The following is a 16,140-nucleotide window of genomic DNA, read 5'->3' on the forward strand; positions in this document are numbered from 1 at the left end:
TTAGAACGTGTAGCGGATCTGGGCGTTGAAGCGACGGCCGGTGACGAACCAGGCGCGGCCCTTCATGCCGATGTTCTGCTGCATCAGCTGCTTGTAGGTGCTGTCGGTCAGGTTCTGGGCCTCGACCCCCAGGGTGATCTTGGGGGTGACCTTGTAGAACAGCGATCCGTCCAGCTGGCCGTAGTCATCCGCCCAGGTCGGCAGGGCCCAACGTTGGTCATAACCGTTGGTGGCCTTGTTGAAGCCGTTGCCGCCATTGGTGCCGTTGACGTTCACCGCCTGCAGGTACTTGGAGCGCCAGTTGTACGCCAGGCGCGCCGAGACCTTACCCTTCTCGTACATCAGGGCGAGATTGTAGCTGTTCTTCGACAGGTAGGTCAGCGGCAGGGTGCTGAACGTCGAGCCGTCCGTATCGACGCCGAACGTGTTCTGCACGTAGGTCGTCAGCTGGCTGGTCGTGGCGTTCTGCGGGTTGCCGTACAGCGTCTGGTCGCTGTCGACATAGGTGTAGTTGGCCTGCACGCCGAAGCCGCTCAGCCAACCCGGCAGGAAGTCGAAGAACTGGCTGTAGGCGATCTCGAAGCCCTTGGCCGTGCCCTTGGCGCCGTTGACCGGGGCCGTCGTGGCGAACTGGTAGACCGTCCCGTTCGTGGCCGCATAGGGCACGTTGTAGAGGGCGTTGGTCACGACGTCCTTGAGGTCCTTGTAGAAGACCGCAGCCGTGAGTGAGCCGGTGGGGGCGAAGTACCACTCCAACGTGGCGTCATACTGGTTCGACTGGGTCGGCTTCAGGTACGGGTTGCCCGAGCCGTTGCCCGTCAGGTCGGCCACGGCGTTGGGACCTGAGCCGCTGATGCCGACGCTCAGAGTCGTATAGGCCTGCAACTGGCTATAGTCCGGACGCGCGATCGCCTTGGCCGCCGCAAAGCGGGCCTGCAGCGTGTCGGTGAACTTCACGCGCAGGTTCAGGCTAGGCAGAACGTTGGTGTAGTCGTTGTGGTACGTGCCCTCAGTCGTAGTGGCCGTGAAGATCGGGATCTTGCCGGCCGGGATGCTGGGATCCACCGCCGGGGTGGCCGCGCCGACGAACGAGCCGATCGCCTCCGAGCGGGTCTTCACCACGCGGACGCCGATATTGCCGTCGACCGGATACTTCGCTTGGTCCCAGCCGAAGCGCAGCATGGCGTAGCCGGTGTAGGTGTTTTCCGACTGCTCGTTGATCGCGCCCGGCCCGAAGGTCGCCGGCGACCAGGTGTAGCCCTGGTCGTAGATGCTGTTCTGGGCGCGGAACTTGTGCAGCGTCTGGTAGCTGGCCGGCCAGCCCGTCGCCAGCTCGAGAGCCGGGAACACCACCGCCGACGGCAGCGACGCGCCGCCGTTGAAGAAGTTCGGGAAGTTGTAGGTTGTGGTCGGCGCCTTGTAGGTCCCCACCGAGGCCAGGCTGTTCATGTACCAGCCCAGCATCCAGGTCTGGCTGACGGCCTGCCAGTTGTAGGGCGTGTTCTTGTTCAGCGCCGAGCGGTCGGTGTAGCGGGCGCCAAAGCGCAGCGACTTCAGCACGTCGCTGTCAAAGGCGTATTCGACGTCGCCCCGCCAGGCCCACTCCTTGCCGACGCTTTCGTCGAAGTGGTCCATGGTGAACGCCCAGTAGTAGTTGTTGGGGTTCGTCATGAAGGCTTGGTCGACCCCGATGGTCGGCAGCGAGCCGGTCAGGTCGATGGTCTGCGACGGGATCAAGAGGCCGGTGGCGACCGTCGAGTCGAAGCCCTTGGTCGTGCCGCGCACATATTGCACGTCGGTCTTGATGGTCAGCTTGTCGTCGGGCGTGAACTGCGCCGACCAGGCGAAGTCGGTGGTAACCGACTTGCGGGTGGCGGTGCGGACGTCGTCGTTGAACGGCATGCCGCCGTCCGCCGGATCCGACAGCACGCCCGAGGTCAGGACGCCCTTGTCGTCATACTTGCCGTTAGTGACGACGACGTTCCCGGGGTTGCCGATCTGGGAGAAGATCGCGAACTCGCCCCAGTCCATCTTGTAATCGCTGCGGAAGCCCGTGAGGCTGGTCTGGAACTTGTCGTTCGGCTTCCACTGCAGGGCGCCGTAGAGGCCCAGGCGGCGGCGGTCGAAGTCCAGCGTGCGCCACTGCAGGCCGTTGGGCAGCCAAACGGTCTTGCCGGTGGTGTTCCAGGTGTTGGTGGCATCCTGCGTCGAGGGCAGGTGCGGGAAATAGGCTTCCTGCTGGATCGCGTCGGTGCGGGTGTGGCTCTCCGAATAGGCCACGTCGAACAGAGCGCCGAACTGGCCCATGCTGGTGTCCCAGCGGTTGGACAGGAGCAGCGAGCCCGACGGCTTGGCCTTGCCCTTCGACAGCTCGCCATAGCCCAGCGAGGCCGAGGCTCCGACCTTCAGGCCCGGGAAGTTGAACGGCATCTGGGTGCGCAGGTTCACCAGGCCGCCGATGGCGCCTTCGATCTGCTCGGCCGAGGGGTTCTTGTAGATGTCGACGCCGGCCATCAGCTCGGGCGGCACGTCCTCGAACGACAGCGCCCGGCCGCCGTTGGCGGTGAAGCTGTCACGGCCGTTCAGCTCCGAACGGACATAGGTCAGGCCGCGGATGTTGACGCCCGAGCCCTCGACCGAGAAGTGCTCGGGATCGCCGCGCGACATGGTGTGGTCGATCGTGACGCCGACGACGCGCTGCAGCGCCTCGGTGACCGAGCGGTCGGGCAGCTTGCCGATGTCGTCGGCGCTGATGCCGTCGATGATTTCCGAGGCGTTCTGCTTGATCTTCTGGGCCGACTGGATGGCCGCCCGTTGGCCGGTCACGACCACCGCCTCGACCGATGTGTCGTCCTGCGCCTTCTGCTGCGCGAACACCGCAGTCGGCGCGGCGAGGCACAGCACCAGCGCGGACGCGCCGGTCAGCATGAGTTTCCGATGTGTCGAATCAAGGCGCTGCATGGCCGTTCCCTTCCCCCTGTCAGGAGCCGCCCCGGTCCGTTCTTGGGTGACCGGTGGCGCGCGGCCCTGCGCCGCTGCTCGATGCGGGCAAGCTATAATCGTATAATTGATACCTTCAAGCCGAATTTGATAGCGCTATCATTTCGGGGGCCGTTCCGCGTCGTTTTTGCCACGTCCGGGTGGTGACACCGGTCGCTTTGGAGTGATGGGAAGTTCTTCAGGGCCGCTCACTCCAGCAGCGGCTCCGATTGCTGGCCTCAATATTATATTATAAACGAGCGCCGACGGACTTCCCGCTTGGCGCTTTTGGTTGGGCCGTGAGACTGGAATCGGCCTGATGGACCAGAACATCGTGATCGTCGGAGACTGGGGCGGCTCGCGCCTGCGCCTCTGGCTGCGCCAGGGCAAGAGCGTGATCCATCGCCGCGATGGCCCCGGCGTGACGGCGCTGACCGACAGCCCGGAGAAGACCTTTCTGGAACTGGTGGGCGACTGGCGCGAGGCGCGGCCCGCTCACGCCATCCTGTGCGGCATGGTCGGATCCCGGATGGGGTGGATCGAGGCTCCCTACGCGCCCTGCCCCGCCACAGCGGCCGAAGTCGCCGCCCGCACCGTCGCCTTCGAGGTCGAGGGCTTGCCGGTGCGGATCGTTCCGGGCCTGTCCTGCGTCAACCCGCTGGGCGGACCCGACGTGATGCGCGGTGAGGAGACGCAAGTGTTCGGCGCCCTGTCCCTGGACGCAGGCCTGCGGTCGGGCCGCCACCTGCTGGTGCTGCCGGGCACGCACAACAAGTGGGTGGTGGTCGAGGACGGCCGGATCGCCACCTTCCTGACCGCGCCGATCGGCGAGACCTTCGCCCTGCTCAAGGCCCACTCCACGCTGGGCGCGGGCGGCGGAAGCCTGGCCGAAGGCTCGACCTCGGGCTTTGCGCGAGGCCTCTCCCGCATCGCCGAGCACGGCGCGCATCGCCTGACCCACCTGATGTTCGAAACCCGCGCCCGCCAGCTTGTGGAGGCGATGTCGCCCGCCGACGCCATGGGCTTCCTGTCGGGCCTGCTGATCGGCGCCGACGTCGCCGCCGCCCGGGACTGGTTCGGCCCTATGCCCGCCGCGACCGTGATCGGCGACGGCGGCCTTGCGACACTCTATGTCGAGGCCCTGGCCGCCGCCGGGGTCAAGGCGTCGGTCGTCGACGGCGACGCCGCCGTTCTAGCTGGCCTTTCGACGATCACCCGACACCAGGACGCCTCGACATGAGCGCATCGCCCCTGCCCCCCATCGTCGCCATCCTGCGCGGGGTGCGCCCCGACGAGGTGGTCGAGATCGCCGCCGCCCTGGTCGGCGCGGGCGTCGGCGCGATCGAGGTCCCGCTCAACTCGCCCGATCCGCTGGAGAGCATCCGCCGGCTGTGCGACGCCTTCGGCGACCAGGCCCTGTGCGGCGCGGGCACCGTGCTGACGACGGATGCGGTCGAGGCGGTGGCCCAGGCGGGCGGCAAGCTGATCGTGACCCCGAACACCGATCCCGCCGTGATCGCCCATGCGGTGGCCCTGGGCCTGACGGTCATGCCGGGCTTCGCCACGCCCACCGAGGCGTTCGCCGCCATCCGGGCCGGGGCCCGCGCCCTGAAGCTGTTCCCGGCCGGAACCTTCGGGCCCGGGCACCTCAAGGCGATCAAGGACGTCCTGCCGCGCGACGTGGCCGTATACGCCGTGGGCGGGGTCGGCGCGGGGAATCTCGATGCTTGGCGCGCGGTGGGCGTCGACGGGATCGGCGTCGGCGGCGAGCTCTATCGTCCGGGCGACGACGCCGCCGATGTGGCTGAGCGCGCCGCGCGTCTGGTGGCCGCCTGGCATGCTTGAGGTGTTTTCATGGGGAGAGCCGCCCATGGGGCCGAACATGCTTGCCGAACGCCACGGTCGCGGCTGTATTCATCCCAACCGTCCCGTTGCGGACGGAGCAAACCAAGGTACACAGCGGCGAGCGCCCTTTCGCCTCGCCGTCGCAGGAAAGAAGAGCCGTAGATGCGCACTCAGCCCGGCCTGAGTTTGACCTATGGCCTGGTCGAGCAGCTCGGACAGGCCATCGTGACCGGCGAGTACGCCAATGGCGGCTTTCCCACCGAGGGAGAGCTGTCCAAACAGTTCGGCGCCAGCCGCACGGTGACGCGCGAGGCGGTGAAGATGCTCACCGCCAAGGGCCTGCTCAGCGCCCGTCCCCGGCACGGCACCGTCGTCGAGCCCGAGGCCGAGTGGAACATGCTCGATCCCGATGTTCTGCGCTGGCTGCTGGAGCGCAAGTTCTCGCTGCGCCTGCTGGCCGACTTCACCGAAATGCGGATGGGCATCGAGCCGACCGCCGCCGCCCTGGCCGCCCGGCACGCCGACGAGGCGGGGCTGGAGGAGATCCGCAAGGGCCTGCGCCGGATGAAGGCCGCCGCCGAGGGCGAGGACGACCCGCTGTCGGCCGACATCGCCTTCCACATCGCGATCCTGAACGCGACCAAGAACCCGTTCTATCGCGAGCTGCACGAGCTGGTGAACACCGCCCTGCGCATCTCGATCCGCTTCACCAACCGCATCAAGGGCCGCACGGCCTCGATCCCGTCGCACGAGGACGTCTACAACGCCATTGCGGCGCGGGACGCCGAGCGCGCTGCGGCGGTGATGCGCCAGATCATTGTCGATGTTCTGGAGCTTATCAGGGCCGCCTCCCCCTCCACCGAAAGCGAAGCGGCGCGCCGAGAAGCTTAGAGCCGGGCGCCGGCAGCGCTTGAAGCGCGCACAAAGCGATCGCCAAAAGGTTCTAAAGCCAAGGTTTAATGTTGCGGCGCCTTGCCGAAGTGGGCCGTTCGCATAAAGTTCTCACGATGGCTAAGGGCGAGCACATCCTTTCGGATCAGGCCGAGGGCCTCCATCGCCTCACAGAGCGTGAGCGCGAATGCCTTCGCCTCGTTGATCGCCACATGAGCTCCAAGGAAATCGCGCGCGAGCTTGGCCTCTCCAAGCACACCGTGGACTGGCACCTGGACAAGGCCCGCCGGCGCCTCGGCGCGCTCGACCGTTATGACGCGGCGCGGCGCGTGTTCGACCGAACCCATCAGGGGCCTCCCCCCCCTCCGATCGCGTCGGGGTCCGACCCGGCGCGGCTAGGCGAGGAGACTTCCGCACGCTCTGCTCGGGGCGTTGAGGAAGGAGACACCCGTGAACGCGTCGACCCCGCATTCGGAACTGACCCCCTATCAGAAGGACGCCATTGGCAAGGCGACCCATCTGCGACGGGAGGTAGCCAGCTTCCACCAGGATTGGCCACGGCTGAACTCGGCGGATCTTCTGCCGCCCATCACCTGGAGCGAACTGGAGCGCCAGCTATCCAGCCTGGCGGCGACGGCGACTGGCGCGGCGATGGTTCACGACCTGGTCTCGGCCACCCGCAAGCACGCCACGTTCAAGCCCAGCGAGTTGGTGATGCGGGAGATTCTTTGCATCGCCAGCGCGGTGATGGACGAGACGTTTCCGCCGGACTTGTCCTGCTCGGACTTGGAACCGGACGGCCAAACCACCTGAGCCTTCCTCTGCGACTGGCCTTCATCGCGACCGTGATGATCGTGACCGCCTTGGCGTTTGGTTCGATCCTGGCAGGGCTCCACGCACTCGAAGGTTTGTTCTCCTAGCCCCCCCAGGAGCCCAACTCCCCCCATGAACCGTTGCAACGCGCCGCACCGATCGGCGTGAGGAGACCACGCATGCTCAAGGAACGTCGTCTGGCGGCTGAGACGGTCGCCGAAGCCCTGTTCGCCGCAGAAAAGGCCATCGACGCGGCCATCACCCAGACCGCCGCCCTGGCGGGCCTGATGCCGGCCAGCCGCCAGTCCGCCAACCTGTCGGCCATGGTCGGCCAGGAGGCGCTGATGGGCGCGATCGAAACGATGCAGGCCCTGGCCTTGGCCCGCCAGAACATCGTCGCCACGCACAAGCAGCTGTCGATCGCCCAGCGCGACATCGGCCTGGGCGCCATCGCCTTCGGCACCGGCGGCGAGAAACCTAAGCCGCCCACATCCGGTCGTCTGACCGTGGTCGACGCGGCCTGAACCCGTCAACGCCCTCCAAGGCGATCGGAGGGGAGTTGCAATTCCGGCCGCAGGGTTCAACCTGCCGGCGATGATCTTTGGCGCGCTCTACCAATGGGCCAACCTCCTGGCTCTTCTGCTGGCGACCGCCGTCGCCCTCTGGCGCGGACGTTGGCCCGAGCGGACCGCCGCCGTGGCGATGATCATCGCCTGGATCGCCAGCACGGTGCTGCACAACGCCGATCAGCGTCTGGGTCCCCAGGCTATGATCATGGCGATCGACATCGCGCTATTCCTGGTGCTGCTCGTCATCGCGCTGAGATCGAACCGCTGGTGGCCGATGTGGGCCTGCGCATTTCACGGACTGTCGGTGGTCCTGGCCCTGGCGATGCTCGCCGATCCGCGCATCTGGAGCCGCGCCGGCTTCATCGCCAGCGGCCTGTTCAGCTACCTGACGATGCTGGCGCTTTTCCTCGGCGCGGTCGGCCAGAAGCGGCCTGGCCAGCCGCCAACGCGTGACGCCGCGTCACGGCTGACATAGCCGTCTGCGCCTGTTTTCCTCCCGCCAACCAAGAGGAGGAACTGATGGGCGAAGCCTATATCGTGGCGGCCGCGCGCACGGCCGGGGGACGCAAGGGCGGACGGGTCAGCGGCTGGCATCCGGCCGATCTGGCGGGCGAGGTGCTGAACGCCCTGGTCGACCGCAGCGGCGCCGATCCGGCCCTGATCGACGACGTGATCATGGGCTGCGTGGGCCAGGTGGGCGAGCAGGCCATCAACATCGCCCGCAACGCGGTGCTGGCCTCCAAGCTGCCCGAGAGCGTGCCGGCCACCTCGGTCGACCGCCAGTGCGGCTCGTCGCAGCAGTCGATCCACTTCGCCGCCGCCACCGTGATGTCGGGCGCGATGGACATCGTCATCGCCGCCGGCGTCGAGAGCATGAGCCGCGTGCCGATGGGCCTGTCCTCGGCCCTGCCCTACAAGAACGGCTTCGGGACCTACAAGAGCCCGCGCATGGAAGAGCGCTATCCGGGGATCAACTTCAGCCAGTTCGCCGGCGCCGAGATGCTGGCCAAGAAGTACGACCTGTCGCGCGAGCAACTGGACGCCTTCGCCCTGACCAGCCACCAGCGCGCCATGGCCGCCACCAAGGGCGGCAAATTCGCCGCCGAGATCGTGCCGATCCAGGTGACCCTGGCCGACGGTTCGGTCGAGACCCACGACGCCGACGAGGGCATCCGCTGGGACGCCACCATGGAGTCGATCGGCGGCGTGAAGCTGCTGAGCGAGGACGGTCGCCTCACCGCCGCCACCTCCAGCCAGATCTGTGACGGCGCGGCCGGCGTGATGATCGTCAACGAACGCGGCCTCAAGGCCCTGGGCGTCCAGCCCCTGGCCCGCATCCACCACATGACCGTCATCGGCCATGACCCGGTGATCATGCTGGAGGCCCCAATCCCCGCCACCCAGAAGGCGCTGGAACGGGCCGGCATGAAGATCGACGACATCGATCTCTACGAGGTCAACGAAGCCTTCGCCTCGGTGCCGACCGCCTGGCTGCAGGTCACCGGCGGCGATCCGGACAAGCTGAACGTCAACGGCGGCGCCATCGCCTTGGGTCACCCGCTGGGCGGTTCGGGCGCCAAGCTGATGACGACGCTGGTCCACGCCCTGAAGGACCGCGGCGCGCGCTATGGCCTGCAGACCATGTGCGAAGGCGGCGGCCTGGCGAACGTGACGATCGTCGAGCGGCTTTAAGGTCTCAAATCCATCCGACCTCCCCGGCGAATGCCGGGGTCCAGATCGCGTCCAGAGCATAGCGGGCGGGGCAGGATCGCTTGTCGCGACCACCCCAGCCGCTCCGGATGAATCTGGATCCCGGCATTCGCCGGGAAGGTCGGGATTTCGAAGCTGGAGAAGCCCCCATGATCACCCTCTGGCACTGTCGTGACGCACGCTCCTTCCGCCCGCTCTGGGCGCTGGAGGAGCTGGATCTGCCTTATGACCTGAAACTCCTGCCCTTTCCGCCGCGATTTCTGGCCCGGGAGTATCTGGACGAAAACCCGCTGGGCACGATCCCGCTGCTGGTCGACGGCGACACGCGGATGACCGAGTCGTCGGCGATGATCGAGTACCTGTCGATGCGCCGCGGCGGCGGGCGTCTGTCGGTGCGGCCCGAAGAGCCCGGCTACGGCGCCTATTTGAACGGCCTGCTGTTCGGTGAAGCCACCCTGACCTTCCCGCAGACCCTGGTGCTGCGCTACACGCGGCTGGAGCCTGAAGAGCGCCGCCAGCCGCAGGTCGCCAGCGACTACGCCCGCTGGTTCCTGGCGCGACTGCGGGGGCTTGAGGCGATCCTGGAACGCTCGGCCTTCGTGGCCGCAGACCGCTTCACCGGCGCCGACATCTCGGTGGCCTACGCGCTGTTGCTTGCCCAGTCGCTTAAGCTCGACGGTGACTTCCCGCCGGCCGTCGCCGCCTACTGGGCGCGGATGCGAGAGCGTCCCGCCTTCCTGCGCGCCCAGGCCGCTCAGCAGGACGCTTTGCCCAGCCTGTAGCCCAGCTTTATCGTCTTACGGCAAATTAACTGAGCGCCACGGGCATTGTCGGCTAGAAGGCCCCCGGGCTTCCAACTTGGGCTGGGGATATGGTCGTGTTGCACGGGATCAACGGGCGTCGCCCCCGTTTGAGCGGGCTGGTGTTGGTTCTGGGCGTGAGCGCAATCGCTCTGGCCGGCTGCGGAGACAAGAAGGCTAAGGCTCCGAAGTCCGCGCCGTCGGCCTCGGCCACCGTCAGCGTCATCGTCGTCGCCAGCCAGCCGATCGCCCGCGAGATCAATGCCACAGGCACGATCTCGCCCTGGGAAGAGGTGCCGGTCGGCGCCGAGACCGGCGGCCTCACCGCCCTCTCGGTCAACGCTGAGGAAGGCCAGGTCGTCCAGGCCGGCCAGGTTCTGGTCAAGCTGAACGACACCCTGATCAGCGCCCAACTGCGCCAGCAGGAGGCCGCGGTCGCCAGCGCCAAGGCGACGCTGGCCGAAGCCAACGCCGTGCTGAACCGAGCCCGGGAGCTGCAGGCAAAGGGCTATCTGTCGCAAGCCGGCCTCGACACCGCCACCACCCGGCAGGCCACCGCCGCCGCCAACCTCGCCGCCGCCGAAGCGGGCCGGGGCGAGACCGCCGCGCGGGTGGCCCAGACAGCGATCCGCGCCCCGGTCAGCGGCCTGATCAGCCGTCGCAGCGTCACCAAGGGCCAGATCGTCAGCGCCGGCTCGGAACTGTTCCGCATCGTCCGCGACAGCCGCCTGGAGCTGGACGCTGAGATCCCTGAGACCGACCTGGCCGCCGTCAAGGCCGGCATGCCTGCGCGCGTCTATTCCGACAAGGTCGGCGAGATGACCGGCAGGGTGCGTCTGGTCACTTCAGAGGTCAATCCCACCAGCCGTCTGGGCACGGCGCGCATCTCGCTGAGCGCCATGGGCGGCTTCCGCCCGGGCATGTTCGCCCGCGCCACGATCGACGCCGGCGACCAGCCGGCCCTGGTCGTGCCCAGCGAGTCGGTGCTCTACCGCGAGAACCGGCCCGGTGTGTTCGTGGTCGACGTGGCCAGGAAGGTTCATTTCCGCCGCATCACCATCCTGGCCACGACCCGCGACCGCATCGCCGCCGCCGGCCTGACCGCCGGCGAGCGCGTGGTGGTCGAGGGCGCAGGCTTCCTGGGCGAAGGCGATCTGGTCCGCGTCAGCGGCGAGAAGACGCTTCCGCCCGCCACGACCGCCCGCTGAGGACGGGCCCGATGCGCAACATCTCCTCCTGGTCGATCAAGAACCCGATCCCCGTCATCCTGCTGTTCCTGCTGCTGACCATCGCGGGTCTGGCGGGGTTCCGCAGCATGCGGATCAACAACCAGCCCGACGTCGATTTCCCGTTCGTCGTCGTCACGGCCGTGCGCCCCGGCGCCGCGCCCAGCGAACTGGAAACCCAGGTCACCCGCCTGATCGAGGATTCGATCGCGGGCCTCGGCCAGGTGCGCCATATCAACTCCACCATCGTCGACGGCGCCTCGACCACCTTCATCGAGTTCGAGCTGGGGGTGGACCACGAACAGGTCACCAACGACGTCCGCAACGCCATGTCCAACCTGCGGGGCGCCCTGCCCCAGGACATGCAGGAGCCGATCGTCAACCGGATCGACGTCACCGGCGGCGGCCTGATCACCTATGTGGTCAAGGCGCCCACCATGACGCCCGAGCAGCGAAGCTGGTTCGTCGACAACGCGGTCAGCCGCACCCTGCTGGCCATCAAGGGCGTGCGGCAGGTCAATCGCCAGGGGGGCGTCGATCGCGAGATCGAGGTCGCCCTGGATCCAGACCGCCTGGCCGCGCGCGGCGTCACCGCCGCCGCCGTCAGCCAGGCGCTGGTCTCGTCCAACGCCGACCTGCCCGGCGGCCGAGTGACGGTGTCGGGCTCCGAGCGCGCCATCCGCACCCTGGGCGCGGCCGGCTCGATCGAACAACTGCGCGAGACCCGCGTGCCCCTGTCGTCGGGCGGCACGGTGCGCCTGGCGGATCTGGGCACGATCACCGACCACTGGGCCGAGCCCCGCTCGCGCGCGCGCTTCGACGGTCAGGAGGTCGTGACCTTCAACATGGTCCGCGGCCGCGGCGCGTCCGAGGTGCAGACCGCCCAGAAGGTCCGCAAGGCGATCGAGAAGCTCGACGCGGCGCGTCCCGAGCTCGAGATCAAGGAAATCACCTCGAGCGTAAAATACATCGAGGAGAGCTATATCGCCTCGATGGAGGCCCTGATCGTCGGCGCGATCCTGGCCGTGCTGGTGGTGCTGCTGTTCCTGCGCGACTGGCGCGCCACCCTGGTGGCGGCGGTCGCCATTCCGATGTCGCTGTTCCCGACCTTTGCGGTCATGGCCCCGATGGGCCAGTCGCTGAACGGCATCACCCTGCTGGCCCTGTCGCTGACCGTCGGCATCCTGGTGGACGACGCGATCGTCGAGATCGAGAACATCGTCCGCCACATGCGCGGCGGCAAAAGCCCCTATGCGGCGGCGATGGAGGCGGCTGACGAGATCGGCCTGGCCGTGGTGGCCACCACCTTCACCATCGTGGCGGTGTTCGCGCCGGTGGGCTTCATGCCCGGCATCATCGGCAAGTTCTTCCAGGCCTTCGCCCTGGCGGCCTGTGTCTCGGTGCTGTTCTCACTGGTGGTCGCCCGCCTGCTGACGCCGCTGATGGGCGCCTACATGCTCAAGGCCGACGCCAAGCATGAGGACAAGGACCCGCCGTGGATGGGCCCCTACCTCAAGAGTCTGGACTGGGGCCTGAACAATCGCTGGAAAGTCCTGTGGATGGGCGTGCCGATGTTCGGCCTGTCGATCTACCTGGCCACCCTCTTGCCGTTCGAGTTCCAGCCGCAGGTCGATCGCGGCCGGGCCGAGTTCTCGATCGAGCTGCCGCCCGGCGCCACGCTGGATGAGACCGACGCCATCGTGCAGCGCGTCACCCGCGATCTGCGCGCCCGCAAGGAGGTCGTCAGCGTCTATGCGGCTATCGGGTCGAACAACGCCGTCAACACGGCCAGCGTCACCGCCGACCTGACCGACAAGGGTGAGCGGATCAGCCAGAAGGTGTTCAGCCGCCAGATGGTCGACCAGTTCGCCGCCATTCCCGGCGCGCGGATCGGGGCCGGCGGCAACAGCGGCGGCGGACCGTCGAACGGCGGCGTCTATACGCTGAGCCTGGTCAGCGACAACGGCCCGGCGCTGGAGGCGGCGGCCCGCAAGGTCGAGGCCGAGATGCGCTCGGTCCCGGGCCTGGCCCACGTGGTCAACACCGCCGCCATCGCCCGCCCCGAGATCGTCGTCACGCCCCGGCCCGACCAAGCCGCCCGCGCCGGCGTCACGGCCGGCGCTATCTCCCAGGCCGTGCGCGTGGCCACCATCGGCGACGTCGACCAGAACCTGCCCAAGTACAATCTGGGCGACCGCCAGGTGCCGATCCGCCTGCGCCTGGACGACAGCGCCCGCGCCGACATCGCCGTGCTGCAGACCCTGAAGGTGCCCTCGCCCAACGGCCCGGTGCCGCTTAACGCGGTGGCCGACGTGCGCTTTGGCGCGGGTCCCTCGCAGATCAAGCGCCAGGACCGCGCCCGCGTCGCCACCATCACCGCCGAGCTCGACGGCATCGTGGCGGGCGAGGCCAATAACCGCGTCAAAGCCCTGGCCTCGGTCAAGAACCTGCCGCCCGGGGTTACGGAAGTGGCCGCCGGCGACGCCGAGTTCATCCAGGAGATGGTCACCGGCTTCCTGGGCGCGCTGATCACCGGCATCCTCTTGATGTACGTCGTGCTGGTGCTGCTGTTCCGCAGCTTCGCCCATCCCGTGACGATCATGGTGGCCCTGCCGCTGGCCATCGGCGGCGCGTTCGGCCTGCTGGTTCTGGCCAAGTCCAGCTTCTCGATCTCGACCCTGATCGGCATCCTGATGCTGATGGGCATCGCGGCCAAGAACTCGATCCTGCTGGTCGAGTACGCGATCATGGCGATGAAGGAACAGGGCATGGACAAGCGGACGGCGATCATCGACGCCGCCCACAAGCGCGCCCGCCCGATCCTGATGACCACCGTGGCCATGGGCGCGGGCATGCTGCCCACCGCCATCGGCCTCGGCGCCGAGGTCGAGTTCCGCGCCCCGATGGCCATCGCGGTGATCGGCGGCCTGATCACCTCCACCCTGCTGTCGCTGCTCTACATCCCGGTGGTGTTCGTGCTGATGGACGGTCTGAAGGTCCGCGCCGAGCGGCTGATGGCCCGCATCTTCGGCGGCCAGCACCACGTGGCGGCCAAGAAGCCGATCGTGGAGTAGAAGATCCGACCTCCCCGGCGAATACCGGGGCCCAGATCGAACCCACTAACGCCCTTCGCTGGCTCTCGGCGGAGGGCGTTTTCACATCCAACTCACCGAATGAAGCTGGGCCCCGGCATTCGCCGGGGAGATCGGAGATTTGCTATCACCCCCGCAGCGCCTGGGCCACGACCGGCGCCAGGCGCTCGGCGATGACGCGGGCGCCGTCCGCGTTCGGATGGATGCCGTCGCGCTGCATGTAGCGCGACACCCCGATCACGCCGGTGAAGAAGTCAGGCGCATAGAACACGCCCTGCTCGCGGGCCAGATCCGGAAAGATCGCATTGAAGCGCCGCGCATAGGCCGCGCCCAGCAAGGCCGGCGCCCGGACCCCGGCCAGCACCACCCGCACGCCGCGCGACTTCAGGTGCTGGATGATCGCCCGCAGATTAGCCTTGGCCCTGGACGGGTCGACGCCCTGCAGCAGGTCGTTGCCGCCCAGCGCCACGACGCAGACACGGGTCTCGGGGGGTATGCGATCCACGCGGGCCAGGCCGCCGCCCGTCGTGTCGCCCAGAACCCCCAGCCCACGGACCTCTACACGGGCCCCTCTCTGTTCCAACGCCGACTGCAGGCGGGCCGGCAGCGCCCGGTCGGTCGCGAGCCCCAGGCCTGCGGTGATCGAGTCGCCCAGCACCGTCACCACGGGCGCAGGGGGCGGAGCCTTGGGCTTGCGCGCAGCGGCCACCGCCGTCCCCGGCGCGGACAGGGCGAGAAGCGCCGCCAGGACGCGTCGGCGATCAGGAGCGGATAAAGGCAGGGACATCACCATGGGCAAACCGTATCGTTCTCCTTCAGAACATAATCATGGCCACGCGCGTTGAACGCAGGCTGAAGGGGAGAAGCGCTCATGCGTCGACAGGTTCGCGAAATCTTGATCATCGGCGCGGCGGCCGGCACGCTTACCGCCTGCGGCCAGAGCCCGGGCGCGCCGAACACGACGGTCGGCTACGGCCCTAATCCGACCCTGCCGGAGCCGAGCCGCAGCCTGCTGCCGACGGTCAAGATCTCCAAGGTCGTCGGCTGGACCGGCGACGCCAAGCCGCGCGCGCCGGCCGGCTTCACCGTGCAGCCCTTCGCGACAGGCCTGGACCACCCCCGCTGGCTGCTGGTCCTGCCCAACGGCGACGTGCTGGTGGCTGAAAGCAACAAGCCCGCCCGCCAGGACAAGCCCAAGGGCCTGCGCGCCTTCGCCGAGTCCACCTTGATGAAGAAGGCCGGGGCGGGCGTCCCCAGCGCCGACCGCATCAGCCTGCTGCGCGACCAGGACGGCGACGGGATCGCCGACCTCAAGACCCCGTTCCTGGTCAACCTGCACTCGCCGTTCGGCATGGCCCTGGTCGGAAACACGCTCTACGTCGCCAACGCCGACGCCATCGTCGCCTTCCCCTATGTCGAGGGCGCGACCACGATCTCGGACGGCCCCCGCAAGATCGCCGACCTGCCGGGCGGGCCGATCAACCACCACTGGACCAAGAACATCATCGCCAGCCCCGACGGGACCAAGCTCTACGCATCCGTCGGCTCCAACAGCAATGTCGGCGAGAACGGGATGGAGAACGAGGTCGACCGCGCGGCGATCCTCGAGGTCGACCTGGCGACGGGCCAAAAGCGCGTCTTCGCCTCGGGCCTGCGCAATCCCGTGGGCCTGTCGTGGAACCCGGCCAATGGCCAGCTGTGGACCTCGGTCAACGAGCGCGACGAGCTGGGCAATGATCTGGTGCCCGACTACATGACCTCGGTCCGCGACGGCGGCTTCTATGGCTGGCCCTACAGCTATTTCGGCCAGCACGTCGACAAGCGGATCAAGGACAAGGACCGCCGCCCCGACCTCGTCGAGCGCGCCATCGTTCCCGACTACGCCCTGGGCGCCCACACCGCCTCGCTGGGGCTGAGCTTCTATACCGGCGCCAGCTTCCCAGCTCGCTACAGGAACGGCGTGTTCGTCGGCCAGCACGGCTCGTGGAACCGCAACCCGCAGGCCGGCTACAAGGTGGTGTTCGTCCCCTTCGCGGGCGGCAAGCCGGCGGGCGGGGTCGAGGATTTCCTGACAGGCTTCCTCGACAAGGACGGCAAGGCGCAAGGCCGGCCGGTGGGCGTCACGGTGGATACGACCGGCGCGCTGCTGGTGGCCGATGACGTGGGGAACGTGGTCTGGCGTGTGAGCGCGGGGCAGTAGACTCACGGGGCTCCA

At 67.9% G+C, this 16,140-nt stretch carries 13 protein-coding genes and 1 pseudogene; 12 read left to right on the forward strand and 2 right to left on the reverse strand.

What is annotated here, in order from left to right; genetic code table 11:
• Positions 1 to 2,961, reverse strand: a complete 2,961-nt coding sequence (locus tag ACT53N_RS14215; protein ID WP_476064500.1) for a TonB-dependent receptor — start codon at positions 2,959 to 2,961, stop codon at positions 1 to 3.
• Positions 2,962 to 3,298: 337 nt separating this feature from the next.
• Between ACT53N_RS14215 and ACT53N_RS14220 the strand changes: the two genes are divergently transcribed.
• The 11 genes and pseudogenes from ACT53N_RS14220 to ACT53N_RS14270 all read left to right on the forward strand — a co-directional run bounded on the left by ACT53N_RS14220 (position 3,299) and on the right by ACT53N_RS14270 (position 13,907).
• Positions 3,299 to 4,219, forward strand: a complete 921-nt coding sequence (locus ACT53N_RS14220) for a 2-dehydro-3-deoxygalactonokinase (RefSeq protein ID WP_476064501.1) — start codon at positions 3,299 to 3,301, stop codon at positions 4,217 to 4,219.
• Positions 4,216 to 4,824 (forward strand): 2-dehydro-3-deoxy-6-phosphogalactonate aldolase, encoded by a 609-nt coding sequence (locus tag ACT53N_RS14225; protein ID WP_476064502.1) that lies wholly within the window; start codon positions 4,216 to 4,218, stop codon positions 4,822 to 4,824. Before ACT53N_RS14220 ends, ACT53N_RS14225 begins: the two co-directional genes overlap by 4 nt.
• 162 nt (positions 4,825 to 4,986) lie before the next feature.
• On the forward strand, positions 4,987 to 5,715 hold the full coding sequence (locus ACT53N_RS14230; RefSeq protein WP_476064503.1) for a FadR/GntR family transcriptional regulator: 729 nt from the start codon (positions 4,987 to 4,989) through the stop codon (positions 5,713 to 5,715).
• A 212-nt stretch (positions 5,716 to 5,927) separates the two neighbouring features.
• A pseudogene (locus ACT53N_RS14235) lies at positions 5,928 to 5,981 on the forward strand (hypothetical protein); the annotation flags it as partial.
• 184 nt (positions 5,982 to 6,165) lie between these two features.
• The gene (locus ACT53N_RS14240; RefSeq protein ID WP_476064504.1) at positions 6,166 to 6,528 is read left to right on the forward strand and encodes a hypothetical protein; all 363 of its coding nucleotides are present in this window, start codon (positions 6,166 to 6,168) and stop codon (positions 6,526 to 6,528) included.
• Between the two features lie 179 nt (positions 6,529 to 6,707).
• Positions 6,708 to 7,052: a hypothetical protein gene (locus ACT53N_RS14245; protein WP_476064505.1), complete on the forward strand. Its 345-nt coding sequence runs from the start codon at positions 6,708 to 6,710 to the stop codon at positions 7,050 to 7,052.
• Positions 7,053 to 7,122: 70 nt separating this feature from the next.
• A complete protein-coding gene (locus ACT53N_RS14250) occupies positions 7,123 to 7,572 on the forward strand; it encodes a hypothetical protein (protein ID WP_476064506.1) in 450 nt (149 codons plus the stop codon).
• A gap of 44 nt (positions 7,573 to 7,616) precedes the next feature.
• Positions 7,617 to 8,789: an acetyl-CoA C-acetyltransferase gene (locus ACT53N_RS14255; RefSeq protein WP_476064507.1), complete on the forward strand. Its 1,173-nt coding sequence runs from the start codon at positions 7,617 to 7,619 to the stop codon at positions 8,787 to 8,789.
• A 167-nt stretch (positions 8,790 to 8,956) separates the two neighbouring features.
• The gene (locus ACT53N_RS14260; protein WP_476064508.1) at positions 8,957 to 9,589 is read left to right on the forward strand and encodes a glutathione S-transferase family protein; all 633 of its coding nucleotides are present in this window, start codon (positions 8,957 to 8,959) and stop codon (positions 9,587 to 9,589) included.
• A 155-nt stretch (positions 9,590 to 9,744) separates the two neighbouring features.
• Positions 9,745 to 10,815 (forward strand): efflux RND transporter periplasmic adaptor subunit, encoded by a 1,071-nt coding sequence (locus ACT53N_RS14265; RefSeq protein WP_476064509.1) that lies wholly within the window; start codon positions 9,745 to 9,747, stop codon positions 10,813 to 10,815.
• 11 nt (positions 10,816 to 10,826) lie between these two features.
• Entirely contained in the window at positions 10,827 to 13,907 is a 3,081-nt protein-coding gene (locus tag ACT53N_RS14270) for an efflux RND transporter permease subunit (RefSeq protein ID WP_476064510.1), read from the forward strand.
• A gap of 145 nt (positions 13,908 to 14,052) precedes the next feature.
• On the opposite strand, the gene ACT53N_RS14275 is transcribed toward ACT53N_RS14270, so the two are convergent.
• Positions 14,053 to 14,718, reverse strand: a complete 666-nt coding sequence (locus tag ACT53N_RS14275) for an arylesterase (RefSeq protein WP_476064511.1) — start codon at positions 14,716 to 14,718, stop codon at positions 14,053 to 14,055.
• 78 nt (positions 14,719 to 14,796) lie between these two features.
• Between ACT53N_RS14275 and ACT53N_RS14280 the strand changes: the two genes are divergently transcribed.
• The gene (locus tag ACT53N_RS14280) at positions 14,797 to 16,125 is read left to right on the forward strand and encodes a PQQ-dependent sugar dehydrogenase (protein ID WP_476064512.1); all 1,329 of its coding nucleotides are present in this window, start codon (positions 14,797 to 14,799) and stop codon (positions 16,123 to 16,125) included.
• Positions 16,126 to 16,140: the final 15 nt, after the last annotated feature.

It is taken from the genome of Caulobacter sp. DMC95, assembly GCF_056313785.1.

Bases quoted from the DNA above. Each gene is read 5' to 3' on its own strand.
- ACT53N_RS14215 (WP_476064500.1), bottom strand. From the start codon at position 2,961: ATGCAGCGCCTTGATTCGACACATCGGAAACTCATGCTGACCGGCGCG.
- ACT53N_RS14220 (WP_476064501.1), top strand. From the start codon at position 3,299: ATGGACCAGAACATCGTGATCGTCGGAGACTGGGGCGGCTCGCGCCTG.
- ACT53N_RS14225 (WP_476064502.1), top strand. From the start codon at position 4,216: ATGAGCGCATCGCCCCTGCCCCCCATCGTCGCCATCCTGCGCGGGGTG.
- ACT53N_RS14230 (WP_476064503.1), top strand. From the start codon at position 4,987: ATGCGCACTCAGCCCGGCCTGAGTTTGACCTATGGCCTGGTCGAGCAG.
- ACT53N_RS14245 (WP_476064505.1), top strand. From the start codon at position 6,708: ATGCTCAAGGAACGTCGTCTGGCGGCTGAGACGGTCGCCGAAGCCCTG.
- ACT53N_RS14250 (WP_476064506.1), top strand. From the start codon at position 7,123: ATGATCTTTGGCGCGCTCTACCAATGGGCCAACCTCCTGGCTCTTCTG.
- ACT53N_RS14255 (WP_476064507.1), top strand. From the start codon at position 7,617: ATGGGCGAAGCCTATATCGTGGCGGCCGCGCGCACGGCCGGGGGACGC.
- ACT53N_RS14260 (WP_476064508.1), top strand. From the start codon at position 8,957: ATGATCACCCTCTGGCACTGTCGTGACGCACGCTCCTTCCGCCCGCTC.
- ACT53N_RS14270 (WP_476064510.1), top strand. From the start codon at position 10,827: ATGCGCAACATCTCCTCCTGGTCGATCAAGAACCCGATCCCCGTCATC.
- ACT53N_RS14275 (WP_476064511.1), bottom strand. From the start codon at position 14,718: ATGGTGATGTCCCTGCCTTTATCCGCTCCTGATCGCCGACGCGTCCTG.
- ACT53N_RS14280 (WP_476064512.1), top strand. From the start codon at position 14,797: ATGCGTCGACAGGTTCGCGAAATCTTGATCATCGGCGCGGCGGCCGGC.